The 15,836-nt window shown below is 67.7% G+C and carries 14 protein-coding genes and 1 tRNA gene; 4 read left to right on the top strand and 11 right to left on the bottom strand.

Annotated features, from left to right (window positions below):
* Positions 1–63: 63 nt before the first annotated feature.
* The 4 genes from SM191_RS07360 to SM191_RS07375 all read right to left on the bottom strand — a co-directional run bounded on the left by SM191_RS07360 (position 64) and on the right by SM191_RS07375 (position 2,960).
* A complete protein-coding gene (locus SM191_RS07360) occupies positions 64–1,194 on the bottom strand; it encodes a GNAT family N-acetyltransferase (protein ID WP_341505613.1) in 1,131 nt (376 codons plus the stop codon).
* Between the two features lie 391 nt (positions 1,195–1,585).
* On the bottom strand, positions 1,586–2,050 hold the full coding sequence (locus SM191_RS07365) for a RidA family protein (RefSeq protein ID WP_341505664.1): 465 nt from the start codon (positions 2,048–2,050) through the stop codon (positions 1,586–1,588).
* A gap of 47 nt (positions 2,051–2,097) precedes the next feature.
* Entirely contained in the window at positions 2,098–2,721 is a 624-nt protein-coding gene (locus SM191_RS07370) for an HAD family hydrolase (protein ID WP_341505614.1), read from the bottom strand.
* A complete protein-coding gene (locus tag SM191_RS07375; protein WP_306997342.1) occupies positions 2,718–2,960 on the bottom strand; it encodes a DUF3572 family protein in 243 nt (80 codons plus the stop codon). The genes SM191_RS07370 and SM191_RS07375 overlap by 4 nt, the downstream gene beginning before the upstream one ends.
* Positions 2,961–3,041: 81 nt before the next feature.
* Here SM191_RS07375 and SM191_RS07380 point away from each other — a divergent pair, with 81 nt between their 5' ends.
* Positions 3,042–3,404 (top strand): response regulator, encoded by a 363-nt coding sequence (locus SM191_RS07380; protein ID WP_306997344.1) that lies wholly within the window; start codon positions 3,042–3,044, stop codon positions 3,402–3,404.
* A gap of 335 nt (positions 3,405–3,739) precedes the next feature.
* Here the strand turns inward: SM191_RS07380 and SM191_RS07385 are convergent, their stop codons facing one another.
* Together SM191_RS07385 and SM191_RS07390 are read right to left on the bottom strand one after the other, a co-directional pair.
* Entirely contained in the window at positions 3,740–4,435 is a 696-nt protein-coding gene (locus SM191_RS07385) for an RlmE family RNA methyltransferase (RefSeq protein WP_341505615.1), read from the bottom strand.
* Positions 4,432–5,475 carry a Ppx/GppA phosphatase family protein gene (locus SM191_RS07390; RefSeq protein ID WP_341505616.1) on the bottom strand — a complete coding sequence of 348 codons (1,044 nt, stop codon included), beginning with the start codon at positions 5,473–5,475 and terminating at the stop codon, positions 4,432–4,434. The genes SM191_RS07385 and SM191_RS07390 overlap by 4 nt, the downstream gene beginning before the upstream one ends.
* Before the next feature lie 171 nt (positions 5,476–5,646).
* Here SM191_RS07390 and SM191_RS07395 point away from each other — a divergent pair.
* Positions 5,647–5,720 (top strand) — tRNA-Gln (locus tag SM191_RS07395).
* 68 nt (positions 5,721–5,788) lie between these two features.
* Positions 5,789–7,363: a glycosyltransferase family 39 protein gene (locus SM191_RS07400; protein ID WP_341505617.1), complete on the top strand. Its 1,575-nt coding sequence runs from the start codon at positions 5,789–5,791 to the stop codon at positions 7,361–7,363.
* Positions 7,364–7,369: 6 nt separating this feature from the next.
* Here SM191_RS07400 and SM191_RS07405 read toward each other — a convergent pair whose 3' ends face one another.
* Positions 7,370–7,921 carry a phosphoribosyltransferase gene (locus SM191_RS07405; protein WP_267434955.1) on the bottom strand — a complete coding sequence of 184 codons (552 nt, stop codon included), beginning with the start codon at positions 7,919–7,921 and terminating at the stop codon, positions 7,370–7,372.
* Positions 7,922–8,020: 99 nt separating this feature from the next.
* On the bottom strand, positions 8,021–9,034 hold the full coding sequence (locus SM191_RS07410; protein WP_341505618.1) for an adenosine deaminase: 1,014 nt from the start codon (positions 9,032–9,034) through the stop codon (positions 8,021–8,023).
* Between the two features lie 178 nt (positions 9,035–9,212).
* Here SM191_RS07410 and SM191_RS07415 point away from each other — a divergent pair, with 178 nt between their 5' ends.
* Complete coding sequence (locus tag SM191_RS07415) at positions 9,213–10,622, top strand: nucleobase:cation symporter-2 family protein (RefSeq protein WP_341505619.1); 1,410 nt, start codon at positions 9,213–9,215, stop codon at positions 10,620–10,622.
* A gap of 41 nt (positions 10,623–10,663) precedes the next feature.
* Here SM191_RS07415 and SM191_RS07420 read toward each other — a convergent pair whose 3' ends face one another.
* From SM191_RS07420 to SM191_RS07430, 3 genes are read right to left on the bottom strand one after another with little or no spacing between them, the layout of a single operon-like run.
* Positions 10,664–12,025 (bottom strand): 8-oxoguanine deaminase, encoded by a 1,362-nt coding sequence (locus SM191_RS07420; protein WP_341505620.1) that lies wholly within the window; start codon positions 12,023–12,025, stop codon positions 10,664–10,666.
* Positions 12,022–13,107 (bottom strand): purine nucleoside permease, encoded by a 1,086-nt coding sequence (locus SM191_RS07425; RefSeq protein ID WP_341505621.1) that lies wholly within the window; start codon positions 13,105–13,107, stop codon positions 12,022–12,024. Before SM191_RS07425 ends, SM191_RS07420 begins: the two co-directional genes overlap by 4 nt.
* A gap of 56 nt (positions 13,108–13,163) precedes the next feature.
* Positions 13,164–15,653, bottom strand: coding sequence for a TonB-dependent siderophore receptor (locus SM191_RS07430; protein ID WP_341505622.1), 2,490 nt, complete (start codon positions 15,651–15,653; stop codon positions 13,164–13,166).
* Positions 15,654–15,836: the final 183 nt, after the last annotated feature.

Consider the following 15,836-nt stretch of genomic DNA (forward strand, 5'->3'; position numbering starts at 1 on the left):
GCGAGTTTCGAGCGGGCCAGTGCCGCAAAACGTGCCTCGGCACGTTTTCGAATAGTCGCTACCTCACCCCCGGCGGAAGGGGGTGAGTTCGCCCAGATACTCGCTCTCGGCCTCGATGGCCTGCCGCTCGCGCTGCACGAATTCGGCGACGGCGCGGCGGAAGGCGGGGTGGGGGATGTAATGCGCCGACCAGGTCGGCACCGGGACATAACCCCGCGCCAGCTTATGCTCGCCCTGCGCCCCCGCCTCGACCGTCGAGAGTCCGCGCGCGATGGCGGCGTCGATCGCCTGATAATAGCATAGCTCGAAATGGAGGAAGGGCACCTCCTCGGTGGCGCCCCAATAGCGGCCATAGAGCGTGTCCTGGCCGATCAGGTTGAGCGCCCCCGCGATCGGCGCCCCGTCGCGCTCCGCCAGGATCAGCAGCACCTTGTCGCCCAGCCGCTCGCCGATCCGGTCGAACGCGGCGCGGGTCAGATAGGGCTGGCCCCATTTGCGGCTGCCCGTGTCCTGATAGAAGACCCAGAAGGCGTCCCAATGCTCCGGGCGGATGTCGCTGCCGGTCAGGTGGCGGATGGTCAGACCCTCGACGGCGGCGGCGCGTTCCTTGCGGATCGCCTTGCGCTTGCGGCTGGCGAGCGCGTTCAGGAAATCGTCGAAGCTGCCATATCCGTCATTGCGCCAGTGGAACTGCACGCCTTCGCGCATCAGCCAGCCCGCCGCCTCGAAATGCGGGAGCTGTTCGGGCGCGACGAAGGTGACGTGCGCGGAGGATAGCTCGTTTTGGTCGGTCACCGCCTCGATCGCGGCGATCAGCGCGGGGGCGAGGGCGGGATCGCGGAGCAGAAGGCGGGGCCCCGGTACCGGCGAGAAGGGTGAGGCGATCTGGAGCTTGGGATAATAGCGCCCCCCGGCGCGCTCCCAGGCATCGGCCCAGCCATGGTCGAAGACATATTCCCCCTGGCTATGCGCCTTCAGATAGGCGGGGGCGATCGCGGCGGGCTGGCCGTCGGGGCCGTCGATGACGATCGGCGCGGGCGTCCAGCCCGAGCGGCCGCCGACGCTGTGCGATTCTTCCAGCGCGGTCAGGAAGGCGTGGGAGACGAAGGGGTTGGCGGTGCCCGCGCAGGCGTCCCACTGGTCGGGGGACAAGGCGGCGACGCCGGACAGGATACGCGCGATGGCGGTGGTCATCGCTGGGGATATGCGGTTTGGGATGGGGTGGGGCAAGGGGGGGCGTTGGCTTGTGGAAGCGGGCCCTCCCCCATCCCCTCCCGCCTGCGGGAGGGGAGCGGCTAGAGGCTAGAGCAGTTTCCGATCAGGTTGGATCAACGGCACGGCGGTGATTTTGGTTCGGGGCTAGGCGCGCGGAGGGAGCGATGCTGAAGCATCGTGACCGACAAGCAACGCCGCCCCGGATCGAAAGCACCCCGCCGCGAAGCGGTCGCCCGCAGGGCGATGACGCTGGTTCAATCTGGTCGGAAACTGCTCCAGCGAGCGATCCTCACATCAGCCAAGCAACACGCCCCTCCCGCAGGCGGGAGGGGATGGGGGAGGGAAGGCCGCGGGCGACCCGCCCAAAAAATCAGGCCAGCTCTACAATCGCATCCACCTCGACCGCCGCACCCAGCGGCAGCACCGGCACGCCGACCGCCGAGCGGGCATGACGTCCCGAATCCCCGAACAGCGCCACCATCAGTTCCGACGCGCCATTGGCGACCTTGGGTTGGTCGGTAAAGTCGCCCGCCGAATTGACGAACACGCCCAGCTTCACGATCCGCTTTACCCGCGACAGGTCGCCGCCCAGATATTTCCGGATCTGCGCGACCAGCATCAGGCCGCATGCCTGCGCCGCCTTCTGCCCGTCTTCCAGCGAGACGCCGTCGCCCAGCCGTCCGGTGACGAGCTGGCCGTCGATGAAGGGCAGCTGGCCCGAAATGTGGAGAAGCCCGCCCGCCTCGACGACGGGGACATAGGCGGCGACGGGGGCGGCGGCCTCCGGCAGCGTGAGGCCGAGCTGCTCGAGCGCGCGATCGATATGGGTGGTCATGGCGCGAGACATGGCGCGCCCGCCCCGTTCAGGTCAAGCCATGGCGGTCAGGCGGCCGGCCGCCCCTCGGCGAAACGCGTCGCGATCCAGTCCTCCGCCCGCCGCCAGTCGTCGATCCGCGCATGGGCGTCGGGGGCGGGGGGCACGTGCGGGGCCATTTCGGGCTCCGACACCATGTGCAGCCGGTGGACCTGCGGCGCATGTTCCGCGACCGAGGCATGATGCTGCGGCAGGTCGTCGACAAAGACGGTGACGGGATGGCCATGTTCGGCGACCAGCCTGGCCACCGGCTCGCCCTTGCCGCCGCTGTTGCACTGGACGCGGTGGGCGATGCCGAAGCGCGCGAGTTGCTCGATTCGCGGCTGGCGGCATTCCTCGATCAGGTTGGTCAGGATGACGATATCGGCGGTTTCGGCCAGGGTCGCCAGCGCCTCGGCGGCGTGGGGGACCAGGGTCTGGCGCTCCATCTGGCCAGGGAAGAAGCCGTGCAGCAGGTCCCAAGCCTCGGTCTGGCTCAGCGCGGAGCCGCCGTCCCGCCGGGTCATCGCCCCGAAAAAGTCGTGGCGGTCGAGCGCGAAGTCGATGTCATGCGCCTCGTCCAGCCAGCTGCGGAAATGCCGCACCATATGGACCAGCACTTCGTCGCAATCGCAGATCAACAGGGGTTTCATGCCTTCTCCAACATGCGGCGGGCGGCGACCAGCGATTCGGGGCGGGTGCCCAGCGCCTCGGCGCAATCGACCAGATCGGCTTCATGCGCTTCCAGAAACGACAGGATCGCCGCGAGCACGCCGGGCTCGCCCGCGCCGCCGCGCAATTCCTCGACCGACAGGCCGGTCAGCGCCAGCAGACGCTCGGCGCGCGAGGGGCTTTGCAGCGTCCACACCAGCGCCTGCAACGCCGTCGCCATCGCGGCCTCCATCCGTTCAGGCTCGATTGTATCCGGTCCGGGCATTGCCTATCGTCGTCCCTGGTCAATGGTGGAGCGGGCGTGGCAAGAAAGGTGCTCGTTGTCGAGGACAACGAACTCAATCTGAAACTCTTCTGCGACCTTCTGCGCGCGCATGGCTTCGTGGCGGAGCCGGTGCGCGACGGGCGGGAGGCGGTCGCCCGCGCCCGCGAGGTCGAGCCGGACCTGATCATCATGGATATCCAGATGCCGCACGTCACCGGCTATGACCTGATCCTGGAACTGAAGGCGGACGAGGCGCTTCGCCGCATCCCGGTGATGGCGGTCACGGCCTATGCGGGGCGCGATGACGAGGACCGCATCCGCGCGGCGGGGGCGGATGCCTATGTCTCCAAGCCGATCAGCCTGATGCGCTTCATGGAGGCGGTGAACGGGTTGGTGTGAGTGTTCCCCGGAGTCACATACCACCGCCCCAACCTCCGTTCGCACTGAGCCCTTCGGCTGGCTGGCAAGCCAGCCGCTCAGGATAAACTTTGGCGCTTTGCGCCCAAGTCGAAATGCACGCCCCGACCTTTGCCGCGAAGGTCACCCCGTGGCCTTCGACTGCGCTCAGGCTGAACGGAGGTGGGGATTTGGTTCGCGCGGAGGCGCGGAGACGCGGAGCTGTTGGTTTGCCGGCATAGCTCGTCCTGCACCAACGCTCGTGGGGAGCAGCCCGTCTTCCGACCGAAGCGAACCTCCTCCGCGTCTCCGCGCGAACTCCATAAAGCCTGAAACGCTCAGTCCTCCGAATCGTCTCCGAGCGGAGCCGCCTTCCGCCCCTTGAACCCCTGCGCGACGACGAACCATTCCACCGAGCCCTTGCGGCTCGACGGCGGCTTGGCGTGCTTCACCGTGGCGAAGTGGCGCTTCATCTCGGCGACCAGTTGCGAATCGGCCCCGCCCGCGAAGACCTTCGACACGAACACCCCGCCGGGCGACAGCACGTCGCAGGCGAAGGCGAAGGCGGTTTCGACCAGCCCCATGGTGCGCAGCGCGTCGGTCTGCGGATGGCCGACGGTGTTCGCCGCCATGTCCGACATGACCAGGTCGGGCGCGCCGCCCAGCGCCTCCATCAGCCGGTCCGGCGCGGCATCGTCCATGAAGTCCATCTCGAAGATGGTGACGCCGTCGATCGGGTCGACCGGCAACAGGTCGATGCCCACCACGCTGGCGTTGGGCAGCTTGCGCCGCACCACTTGGCTCCAGCCGCCCGGCGCTATCCCCAGGTCGATGATCCGCTTCTTGCCGCGCAGGAAGCCGAACCGTTCGTCCAGCTCGATCAGCTTGTACGCCGCACGGCTGCGATACCCCTCCGCCTTGGCGCGGCGGACATAAGGGTCGTTGAGCTGGCGTTCGAGCCAGCGGGTCGATTGGGCGGTGCGGTTCCGGGCGGTGCGCACCCGCTGGTGCAGCCCCGAATTTCCTCTGCTCACGGTCTGGTGATTCCCATCAAACGGCGCAGGATCCCTTCGCGAATCCCACGGTCGGCGATCCCTAGCCGCTCGGCGGGCCAAAGGTCCAATATCGTCTCCAGGATCGCGCAGCCCGCGACCACCAGATCGGCGCGCTCCGGCCCGATGCACGCCACCTTGCCGCGCGCCGCCAGGCTCTTGCGCGACAGGTCGGCGCTGATCGCGCGCATCGCGGCGGTCGGCACGATCAGTCCGTCGACGGCGGCGCGGTCATATTGGCTGAGCCCCAGATGGACGCTGCCCAGCGTCGTCACCGTCCCGCTGGTGCCGAGCAGCCGGGGGCGCTTCAGGTCGCGCGGCAGGCGTCGGGTGAAGTCGGCGAAGCTGTCCGCCACGATCTCGCGCATCCGCGCATAGGCGGCCAGCCGCCCCGCCTCACCCTCGCCACCGCCAGCACTTTCGGTCAGCGAGACGACGCCCCAGGGCGCGGAATGCCAGTCGAGGATGCGGGGCACCGGCCCATGCGTGTCGACCAGCACCAGCTCGGTCGACCCGCCGCCGATATCGAAGACGAGCGCGGGGTCCTCCCCCGGCTCGATCAGCGCATGACAGCCGAGCACGGCCAGCCGCGCCTCCTCCTCGGCGGAGATGATGTCCAGGTGGATGCCCGTTTCCGCTAGCGCCCGCGCGATGAAGGCGGGGCCGTTGACGGCGCGGCGGCACGCTTCGGTCGCCACCGCACGCGACAGGGTGACGTTGCGGCGCCGCAGCTTGTCGGCGCACACGCGAAGCGCGGCGATGGTGCGGTCGATCGCGGCATCCGACAGCCGTCCGGTCGTGGCGAGCCCTTCGCCCAGCCGCACGATTCGCGAAAAGGCATCGACCACCGCGAAACCGCCGCCCTGCGGCCGCGCGATCAGCAGGCGGCAATTGTTGGTGCCCAGGTCGAGCGCGGCATAGGCCTGCGCATCGGACCATCGGCCACGCTGGGGCCGGGGCGGTGCCGGACGGGCAGGGGGCTTGGCCTGCCGGTACGGCCTTCGGGTGGGAACATCCCCCATCGCCGTATCTCACTTTATTCTGTTCTATCCGTCACGGACTTGAGCGTCCGCCGGTGCTTGACGGCCAAGGTAGCGAGTCGCCGCGCGCGCGACAAGACGGCGAGGGGGGCAAGCGGCGGAAATCCGGTTGACAAGGGTGATTCGCCCGCCTAGAGGCCCACCCCTGTTCGATGCCCCGTCGTCTAAAGGTAAGACCACGGACTCTGACTCCGTTAATTGAGGTTCGAATCCTCACGGGGCATCCAGATTTCCCTATATCGCCGGTCCGGATCGCTTTATCGCTCGCCTTGTGACGGGGGATGGGAAGCGTGCGATGCGATATGCCGGGGCGGTCGGTGCGGCGATGCTGCTGGGGCTGGCGTCACTGGCGCTGGCCTGGATGACGGGCGGGATCACAGGCAGCTTTCTGGGGCCCGACGAATCGGCCCATTATGTCAACACGCTGTTCCTCGCTGACTGGCTGCGCGCCGGATTGCCCGGCCCGATGGCCTTCGCGCGCGATTTCTATGCGCATTATCCCAAGCTTTCGATCGGGCATTGGCCGCCGGGCTGGTATGCGCTGTGGGCGCCGCTCTTCGCGCTGGCATGGCCTTCGCCCTTCGCGGCGGCGATCGTCAGCGCGGTCGTGGCGGGATGGCCCGCGCTGCTGGTGCTGTGGGCCATGTGCCGGATGGGCGCCCCCCGGATCGGACTGGCGGCGGCGTTCGCCATGCTGGCATCGCCGCTGGCGGTCGACAGCGCGCGGTCCTTCCTGCTCGACCAGCCGGTGGCCCTGGTGGTCGGGCTGGGCGCGATCGCGTGGTTGCGCGCGGCGGAGGCGCCCTGCTGGCGGCGGTTCGCGCTGTTCGGTGCGCTGGCGGCCTTCGCGCCATTGGTGAAGGGCAATGGTGCGCTGATCGCGCTGGTCCCTGCCGTGGAAATCCTGCTCGCGCGGCGTTGGGCGATCCTGCGCGACCGGCGGCTATGGGTGGTGGCGGTGGCGACCCTGTTGGTCGTCGCGCCCTGGTATGCGGTGTCGTTCCGCATTTCGGCGGGCGGATTCAACTATGCGCCGGGCCTTGCCTATGCATGGCTGGCGCTGTCCACCAATGTCGCGGCGCTGGTCGAGGATCTGGGATGGGTGGGCATCGTGTTGATGGTGGCGGTGGCAGTGCTGGGGTGGCGGGCCGAGGAGGCGAGGCCGGTCGTCCGGCTGGCGCTGGCGGTCGTCGTGGCGACGCTGGCCTTTCAATCGATCGTGCCCGTGGCGCTCGATCCGCGCTATGTCCTGCCCGCTCTTCCCTGGGCCGTCACGCTGATCGCGACGGCGATCCTGCTGGTCTGGCGGCGCGGGGGGATGGCGAGGCCCGTTGCCGTGGTCCTGGGACTGATCGTGTTGATTTCACCGGTGACGGCGCTGATCCATCTGGTGCCGAAGCGCGACATGGGCGCGCCCGCCATCGTCGCGACGATGCGGGCGGCACCGGGCATCTGGATGGTCGATGGCCGCGCCGGCGGCGAGGGCGCGATCATCGCCGAGGCCGCCTATCAGGATCGCGGTCGTCGCAGCCTGTGGTCCGTGCGGTCGTCGCAATGGCTGTCGGGCAGCGATTTCATGGGGCGCGGCTATCACCTGATCGCGCGGACGCCGGGAGAGGCGGCGGCGATCCTCGACCGGATCGGCGTGGCGGGGGCGGTGGTCGTGCGCGACCGATACCGCGACGCCTATCCGCACAGTGCGGTGCTGCTGCGCACGGTGACCGGCGGGGCTTACCGGGTCATGCAGCGCCGTTTCGATCAGGGCGATGGCGACGTGATCGTGGCGATCCGCCGATCGCCGATCACCCCGCATCCCGAGGCCCTGAGCCAAGCCGATATATCGCGCAATGTGAAGGCGATGGCGCGCTGAAGCCCCTCAGCGCAGGATGATGTCCGCGCCATGCTTGTGCGCGCGGATCTCGTCCTCGCTCAACCCGTTGATCTCGTGCGGGAAGATCAGCCAGTCATTGGTCTGGTGGACGAAATAGTCCGGCTTCAGGTCGGTCACGTTGCGCGATGGCTTGTAATAGACGGTCGCGACCTTCACCTCGTCCGGGATATTGCGCCGGCACCGGTCCTTCAGTTCCTTCAGCAGCGCGCGGATCGAGCGGCCCGAATCGAACACATCGTCGATCAGCAGCAGGCGATCCTCGGGGTTCAGCACGTCGACCAGATGGCCCAGGCCATAGATGCGGACCTGCGGATCCTGCTGGTCGATGCCGGTATAGGAGGCTGTGCGGATCGCGATATGGTCGCTTTCGACGCCGCGATATTCCAGCAATTCCTGCACCGCGATGCCCACCGGCGCGCCGCCGCGCCAGATGCCGACGATATGGGTCGGGCGGAAACCGCTGTCGAAGACCAGATTGGCCAGGCGGAAGGAATCCTCCAGCAGGCGGTCGGCGGACAGATAGACTTTGGTGGTCACGACACTTCCATCATCGTTGAGGGAGCGGGCGGCCACGCCATTCCCGCCGGAATCTGACGCCCCTTTTGCTGCCCCGATGCGCCAAGGGCAACCATGGCGTCATTCCGCCTGTTGCGCGAAGGCATCCAGCCGGTCGAGATGCGCGGCGATGGCACCATCGTCCAGGAACGATCCCAGGAAGCTGTTACGCGCCAGCGTCACCATATCCGCGCGCGACAGCCCCCGGCTCCGGGCGACGGCGCGGTAATTGTCGCCGACATAGCCCCCGAAATAGGCGGGATCGTCCGAATTGATCGTCGCCCGCAGGCCGAGGCGCAGCATGCGGTCGATGGGATGGTCGCCCATGTCCTTCACCACGCACAGCTTGTGATTGGACAGCGGGCAGACGGTCAGCGTCATCGCCTCGCGCGCCAGCCGGGCGGTCAGCAGCGGGTCTTCCAATGCGCGGTTGCCATGGTCGAGCCGGTCGATCCGCAACAGGTCGAGCGCCTCGTGCACATAGGCGGGTGGCCCTTCCTCCCCGGCATGGGCCACGCGCTTCAGTCCGGCGTCCCCGGCGGCGGCGAAGACGCGGGCGAATTTCGACGGGGGATGGCCGACCTCGGAGGAATCGAGGCCAACGCCGTCGATCCGGTCCAGCCATTTCTCGGCCCGCGCGAAGGTGGCGAAGGCGGCCTCCTCGTCCAGATGGCGCAGGAAGCATAGGATCAGCTTCGACGTCAGCCCGTGGCGCTCGCGCGCCGCCGCCATGCCGGACAGCAACCCCTCCATCACCGTGTCGAAGGGGATGCCGCGATCCGTATGGGTCTGGGGATCGAAGAAGATTTCGGCATGGACCACGCCGTCCGCCGCCGCCCGGTCGAAATAGGCGACCGCCAGATCGTGGAAATCCTCCGCCTGCCGCAGCACGTCCGCGCCCGCATAATAGATGTCGAGAAAGTCCTGGAGGTTGGAAAAGGCATAGGCCGCGCGCACCTCCTCCACCGAGCCGAACGGGATGGCGACCCGGTTCCGCCGCGCCAGCGCGAACATCAGCTCCGGCTCCAGGCTGCCTTCGATATGCAGGTGCAGCTCGGCCTTGGGCAGGGCGGTGATGAAGTCGTCGTCGGTCATGGCAGGTTCCGTCCGAGGGGTACTATGGCCCTATCATGCGCAATAGCACGGGCGGGCGATAGAGTGGTGAGCGATGCCTTTTTGCGATCGCTTCGTTCCAGATTCGGCGCTGGTGGCGGGACGCTCCCTGTCGATACCATGGCATCGTTACCCCAGCGGACAGACGGAGACCGGCCCCATGCCTTCGGCGACGCATGAATTGCCCCTGGCGGGATCGTCCATGATGGGCCGCGAAACGGCCGAGACGGCGGTTGCGCCGATCGACGACAGTGTCGATGCGGTGCCGCCCGCCCGTCGGCTGGTGCCGCTGGCGTTTCAGCATGTGCTGGTCATGTATGCCGGGGCGGTGGCGGTGCCGCTGGTCGTCGGGCGGGCGCTGGATTTGCCGCCCGCGCAACTGGGGATGCTGATCAGCGCCGATCTGGTCGCCTGCGGCTTCGCCACGCTGATCCAGACATTGGGCCTGCCGCTGGTCGGCATCCGCCTGCCCATCGTCATGGGCGTGACCTTCGCTTCGATCAGCCCGATGCTGGCGATGATCGCGGCGGGCCATGCCGAAGGTACGCCGCCCGCCATGGTGCTGCGCGGCATTTACGGCGCGGTCATCGTCGCGGGGCTGTTCGGTTTCCTGGTCGCGCCGTTCGTCGGGCGGCTCTCGCGGCTGTTCCCGCCTGCCGTGACAGGTACGGTGATCCTGTCGATCGGGCTCAGCCTGATGCGGGTCGGCATCAACTGGAGCGCGGGCGGACAGCCGACCGATCCCGGCTATGGCGCGCCGGCGCATCTGGGGCTGGCGCTGCTGACGCTGGTCGTCGTGCTGTGCCTGATGCGGTTCGGGCACGGCCTGTTGCGCAGCGGCGCGGTGCTGGCGGGCACGATCGTGGGGACCGTCATCGCCGGGGCCATGGGGCAGGTCGACTTGGAGCCGGTGCGCGAGGCGTCGTGGTTCGCGCTGGTGAAACCCTTCCAGTACGGCGCGCCGAGTTTCGACGCGCCCGCGTCGATCGCGATGTGCCTCGTCATGATGACGGTGATGATCGAATCCTTCGGCATGTTCATGGCGGCGGGGCAGATGGTCGGCCGCCCGGTCGAGCGGGGGCAGATGGTGCGGGGCTTGCGCGGCGATGCGGTCGGGACGCTGCTGGGCGGGGTGTTCAACACCTTTCCCTATACCTCCTTTGCGCAGAATATCGGGCTGCTGAGCATCACCGGCGTGCGGTCGCGCTTCGTATGTGCGGGGGCGGGGGTGATCCTGCTGGCGCTGGGCGTCTGCCCGAAGCTGGCGGCTTTGGTCGCGGCGGTGCCGCTGCCGGTGCTGGGCGGCGCGGCGCTGGTCATGTTCGGGATGATCGCGGCGACGGGCATCCGCATCCTGGGGTCGGTGGAACTGACCTTCGAGCGGCTGGTCACCATCGCGGTGTCGATCGCAGTCGGGCTGATCCCGGTCCTGTCCGAACGATTCTTCCAGGCGATGCCGAGCGCACTCGCGCCGCTGCTTCATTCGGGTATCGTGCTGGCCTCGATCAGCGCGGTGGGGCTGAACGCCTTTTTCGGGAGTCGGGCTAGCCGCGAGGCGGAGGTGATCTAAACCCTCTCCTCCCCTTGCAGGGGAGGAATGAGATGTGGCGATCAGGCCACGTCGCGCAGGCGCGCCACCGAGCGCCGGGCATCGGCGAGGACTTCCACCTGCGACACGCCGACCAGCGCCCCGCCCGACACGACCGCCCGGCCTTCGACGAACAGGTCGCGCACCCCGCCGGGTGGGCACAGGATCAGCCCGGCCACCAGGTCCCAGGCCCCCATGGAGGACGCCTCGCCCATGTCCCACACCGCCAGGTCGGCGCGCCGCCCGACCGTCAGCGCGCCGCAATCGTCGCGGCCCAGCATCTCCGCCCCGCCGCGTGTCGCCAGCCGCAGCGCGGCGCGCGGGGCAAAGGCCTCCGCCCCATGCGTGACACGCTGGAGCAGCAACGACTGCCGCGCCTCCTGCAACAGATGTCCGCTGTCGTTGGACGCCGACCCGTCGACCCCCAGCCCCAGCTTCACCCCGGCGGCGAGCATGTGCGTCACCGGCGCGACCCCCGACCCCAGGCGGCAATTGGAGCAGGGGCAATGCGCGACCCCGGTGCCGGTCGCGGCGAACAGCGCGATCTCGTCGGCGTCCAGCTTGACGCAGTGGGCCATCCACACGTCGCGGCCCGTCCAGCCCAGCCGCTCGGCATAGACGCCGGGGCGACAGCCGAAGCGGGCGAGCGAGAAGGCGACATCGTCCTCATCCTCGGCCAGATGGGTGTGGAGCATCACCCCCTTGTCGCGCGCGAGCAGCGCCGCGTCGCGCATCAGCCCCTCGCTGACCGAAAAGGGCGAACAGGGCGCGACTCCGATGCGGACCATCGCGCCGGGGGCGGGATCGTGGAAGCGGTCGATCACCCGGATGGTGTCGGCTAGGATCGCGGGCTCTCGCTCGACCAGCGCATCGGGGGGCAGGCCGCCCGCGCTCTCGCCCACGCTCATGCTGCCGCGCGTGGGGTGGAAGCGGATGCCGATCTCGGCGGCGGCGGCGATCGAGTCGTCTAGCGTGACGCCGTTCGGATAGAGATACAGATGGTCGGTGCTGAGCGTACACCCCGCCAGCGCCAGCTCGGCCAGGCCCAGCCGGGTCGAGGCATATATGTCGTCGGGGCGATAGCGCGCCCAGATCGGATAGAGCCGCCGCAGCCAGCCGAACAGCGAGGCGTCGGTGGCACCCGGCACCGCGCGGGTCAGCGACTGGAACAGATGGTGATGGGTGTTGACCAGCCCCGGCGTGACGACGCAGCCCCGCGCATCGAGCGTCCGGTCGGCGGTGCGGCGCAGCGGGGCGAGCGCCTCGGTCGTGCCGACCGCGACGATGACCCCGTCCTGCCAGGCGATCGCGCCATCGGCGATCTCCTCCGCATCGTCATTCATCGTGACGAGCGCGGCGGCCGAGTGCAGGACGGTCAGCGTCATTTCGGCGGCGTCTGGCCGTAGCGATCCCAATGGGTGAGCAGTTCCTCGACCACGCGGTTGCCGACGCGGTAAAGGCTCTCCACCGACGCACCGAGCCCCGCATAGCCTTCATTCTCGCGCAGCAGATAGTCCGCCGCCGCGACGCCCGGCGGCGGCATGGTGTAGTTGCTGCCCGCACGGAGCACGAGGACGCGGTCCTTGTCGACGCGGCCGATCTTCGAGAGATAGGCGATGGCCTGGAGCGTGCCGGTCTCCTCCATGGCGCTAGTCACGAACTCGCCCTTGCCCTGCGTAAAATAGCGGGTGTGGTCGTTGGCCCAGCGATTGAGCAGCGCCCCGTGCCAGAAGGTCATCGCCGAGAACTGGTCGCCGATCAGCACGAAGGGCGGCTTTCGTGCGTTGGGATGGTCGGTATAGCGCGCGCGTTCGCGGGCGATGGAGGGATCGTCGGGCAGGGCCACGTCGCGGGTCAGGCGATAGGCCCATTCCGTCAGTACCGGATTGAGCGCGAAGACCTCGCCGCCATCGGTGCGCGGCGGGGTGGGATCGTTCGGTCCCTTGCGATCCAGCGGGAAATAGCCGCTTTTCCAGTCGGCGGGGATTTCGCGCGCGTCGATCTCATGCGCCAGGTCGCCATCGACGACATAGCGCGCCCAGGCCGCCGATCCGATCGAGGCATCCTCGGGATCGATCCCGGCGATCCCCGCGACCAGCCAATAGGCGCGCGACAGGTCGAGCCTCGTGTCGAGGCCCAGCGCGGTGATCGCCGCTGCCGAGCGGACCGAGCCGACACCGGTGACGACGCCCAATATCTGCGTGTCCGGGTTGTAATAAAGGTCGTGATAGCCGTGGGGGAAGGGAATGCGCTGGCGCAAGTTCCGCCGGGTCTTCCAGAGTTGGAACTCGCCGGCGGTGTCGCCTTCGTCCTTGCCGATCTCGAACATGGAGACGACCACCATCCGCACCGGCAGTGGACGGGCGCAGGGCGCGGCGATCGCGCAGAGCGGGGCGGGCGGCTTGGCGGGGGCCTGTGCCCCGCTTGCCGTGGCGGCGAGAAGCAGGCCGGTGAGGAAAGGAACCATGATCGATACTCCGGCCGCGCGGGGGAGGCGGTCCGTCCGCTCCCCCGCGCGCACCATCAGAATTTATAGACGGCCGACGCCAGGAAGCTGCGCGGGCGTTCGGGCAGGACGATGGTGCTGCCGAACAATTCGGTGAAGTTGGCACGGAAATAGCGCGCATTGGTCGCGTTCTTGACGACCACGCGGAACAGCCACGGGCCGGTCTGGTACGAACTCGACAGGTCGACCAGCGTATAGCCGGGCAGGCGCACCGCCTGCGACTGGCCGGAGAACACCGAGTCCACCTTCACCACGCTGCCGCTGACCGACAGGCCGTTGTCGAAGCCATAGGTCGCGGTGGCGGAATAGAGATTGGCGGGAATGCCCGCCCGGCGCGCGGCATTGCGATCCGGGATGGGGATCAGACCGATCGGTTGGCCACCCAGATAGAGGGTCGGGTCGGTGACGTTGACCAGATCCTCGATACCGAAGAAGCCGAACAGCGTACCGGCTTGCAGGGCGGTCAGGTTGACGACCTCGGTATGGGTATAGGCGCCGGTGACCAGCAGGTGCCGGTCGACCGCCCAGCGCGCCTCCGCCTCCACGCCCTTCGTCTCGACCGCCTGGTTGACGGTGATCGACTGGATGTTGAAGTCGGTCCGGTTCTGCTTGTAGACCGACAGCGCGGCATAGAGCGTGTCGTTCAGCCAGCTTCCCTTCACGCCGCCTTCATACAGGCGCGAGGTCGACATGAAGCCCGATGCCACCGCTTCGGGCAGGACTTCGGCACCCTGGCCGACGACGATCGTCGATTGCTGCGATGCGGTGGCATAGGGAATGATGCCGAAGGGCAGCTTGTACGACGCGCTGGCGGTCCAGGACCAGCCATCGTCGCTGCCCTTGGCGGAGACGCGGGTCGGCACCCGGTCCATCACCGTCGGGTCATAACGCGACGTGGCATCGACCTTGTCGTACCGCCCGCCCAGCAGCAGGTCGAGGCCGAAGGAGAAGTCCAGATCGACCAGCGCGGCGATGCCGTAATCGGTCGTGTGGCCGAAGACCCGGTCGGTATAGCCGCAATTGCACTCGTTCGCGAGTAGCCGGTTCGACGCCGGGGTATAGCTCTGGGTCAGGTCGACGCGGTGGAAATATTCATAATCGAAATCGTCGCCATAGTTGAAATTGACATAGCGGATCGAGGGCGACAACTGGCCTGAAAATTTACCGAGGTTGGTCTGGATCGATTTGGCCGCGACGATCTTGTCCTCGATGACATAGGAATTGACGCGCTGCGAGAAGCCGTAATCGTTGTTGTTGATATTCTGGGTATTGTCGAAGAAGAGCTGGTTCTTCAGGGTCAGGTCGCCCGGACCGTCGAAGATGATGTCGTAATAGAGCGTCGTCTGCTTGTTGGTCAGCTTGTCGTTCACGCCGGTCAGCACGTCGCGGCGGCTGAGCGTGGTGGTGCCGGTGTTGACCAGGTTCAACTGCGGATAGGTCTGGGTGAAACAGGCGTTGGTGAAGCCGCTGGCGAAGGGGCTGGGCGTGCTGTTCGGGCAGGTGGAATTGCCGAAGATCGACAGGCCGCCGGGCACCGCCGCCTTGATCTCGCCCTGCGAAATCTGGCCGTCGCCATTGGTGTCGAGCGGCTTGGCCGTTCCGGTGATATAGGTGCCGTTGTCGACCAGCTTCTGGGTCAGGCGGTTCCAGCCGCCATTCTGCTGGCCTTTGAAATTCTGATACTGGCCGCCAAACTCGATGCGGACAGTGTCGGTCAGCCGGTGGTCGAACGAGCCTTGCAGGATGGTCTGCTTGGTCGACATGTTGCGGTAATAGCTGCCCGAATCCTCGATCTCGGCATAAAGGCTATAGCCCAGATCGGCGCCCAGTATCTTGGCCGGGCCGCGCACCTCGGCGCGCAGATTGTTCCGGTCCCAGCTACCGCCCGTGTAGCTGACCTCGCCGGTCGGCTTGCTGAGCAGCGCGCCGCCCGCGACCCGCGCCGATTTGGGCACGAAGTTCAGGTAGCCGCCGGTCTTGGACGGGCCGTAGATGGGCGAGGCGGGGCCGCGCACGATGTCGATCCGGTCGGCGGCGGCGATCGGCGTCGGATAATTGCCCGCATTGTCGAGCCGCCGGACGCCCCGGAAATAGGTTTCGCCCGGCGTCCCGCGAATGTCGAGCGCGCCGCCCACCCCGAAGAAGGAGTTGGTGAAGGTGCCCGGCGACTGGGATACCAGGTCATAGATGTCGGTGATGCCGAAACGCTCGATCTGCTCGTCGCTGATCGTCGAGGCGGAGCGCGGCGTTTCGACCAGCGTCTTGTCGAAGCCGAAGACCGAGCCGACATCCTTGACCGGCAGCGCGTCGAGCGAACCGGTGACGACGATCTCGCTGCCGTCCTGGGCGGCGGGCTCGACGGCGGCGGGCGTCGTCCTGTCCTGTGCATAGGCGGGCGTGGCCAGCGCCGTGCCGCACAACAGCGACACGGCAAGTGCGAGCCCCGCGCCGCGCTGCGGCTTCAGGGCATGCGAAATGGTGGAATGCGAGCAAGCGCGTATCGTCATGGTCAGCCCCCCTGTGACGGCCGATCCGTTTCCTCGGACCAGTCCGTCGCTAATGTCCCCGCCTCTCCTGTGCTCCTGCCCGGTCCGTGCCTCCGCGCCCATCTTGTGCGGGCATCGCCTGTCGGCTTCGCGTGGCACGGCCGACTTTCACGATTGACGTACGGCGCGTCATCGTTGCATTCA

The sequence above is a fragment of the Sphingomonas sp. 2378 genome (genome assembly GCF_038084995.1).
Classification (GTDB): Bacteria; Pseudomonadota; Alphaproteobacteria; order Sphingomonadales; family Sphingomonadaceae; genus Sphingomonas.

Bases quoted from the DNA above. Each gene is read 5' to 3' on its own strand.
- SM191_RS07360 (WP_341505613.1), bottom strand. From the start codon at position 1,194: ATGACCACCGCCATCGCGCGTATCCTGTCCGGCGTCGCCGCCTTGTCC.
- SM191_RS07365 (WP_341505664.1), bottom strand. From the start codon at position 2,050: ATGACCACCCATATCGATCGCGCGCTCGAGCAGCTCGGCCTCACGCTG.
- SM191_RS07370 (WP_341505614.1), bottom strand. From the start codon at position 2,721: ATGAAACCCCTGTTGATCTGCGATTGCGACGAAGTGCTGGTCCATATG.
- SM191_RS07375 (WP_306997342.1), bottom strand. From the start codon at position 2,960: ATGGCGACGGCGTTGCAGGCGCTGGTGTGGACGCTGCAAAGCCCCTCG.
- SM191_RS07390 (WP_341505616.1), bottom strand. From the start codon at position 5,475: ATGGGGGATGTTCCCACCCGAAGGCCGTACCGGCAGGCCAAGCCCCCT.
- SM191_RS07400 (WP_341505617.1), top strand. From the start codon at position 5,789: ATGCGATATGCCGGGGCGGTCGGTGCGGCGATGCTGCTGGGGCTGGCG.
- SM191_RS07410 (WP_341505618.1), bottom strand. From the start codon at position 9,034: ATGACCGACGACGACTTCATCACCGCCCTGCCCAAGGCCGAGCTGCAC.
- SM191_RS07415 (WP_341505619.1), top strand. From the start codon at position 9,213: ATGCCTTCGGCGACGCATGAATTGCCCCTGGCGGGATCGTCCATGATG.
- SM191_RS07420 (WP_341505620.1), bottom strand. From the start codon at position 12,025: ATGACGCTGACCGTCCTGCACTCGGCCGCCGCGCTCGTCACGATGAAT.
- SM191_RS07425 (WP_341505621.1), bottom strand. From the start codon at position 13,107: ATGGTTCCTTTCCTCACCGGCCTGCTTCTCGCCGCCACGGCAAGCGGG.
- SM191_RS07430 (WP_341505622.1), bottom strand. From the start codon at position 15,653: ATGACGATACGCGCTTGCTCGCATTCCACCATTTCGCATGCCCTGAAG.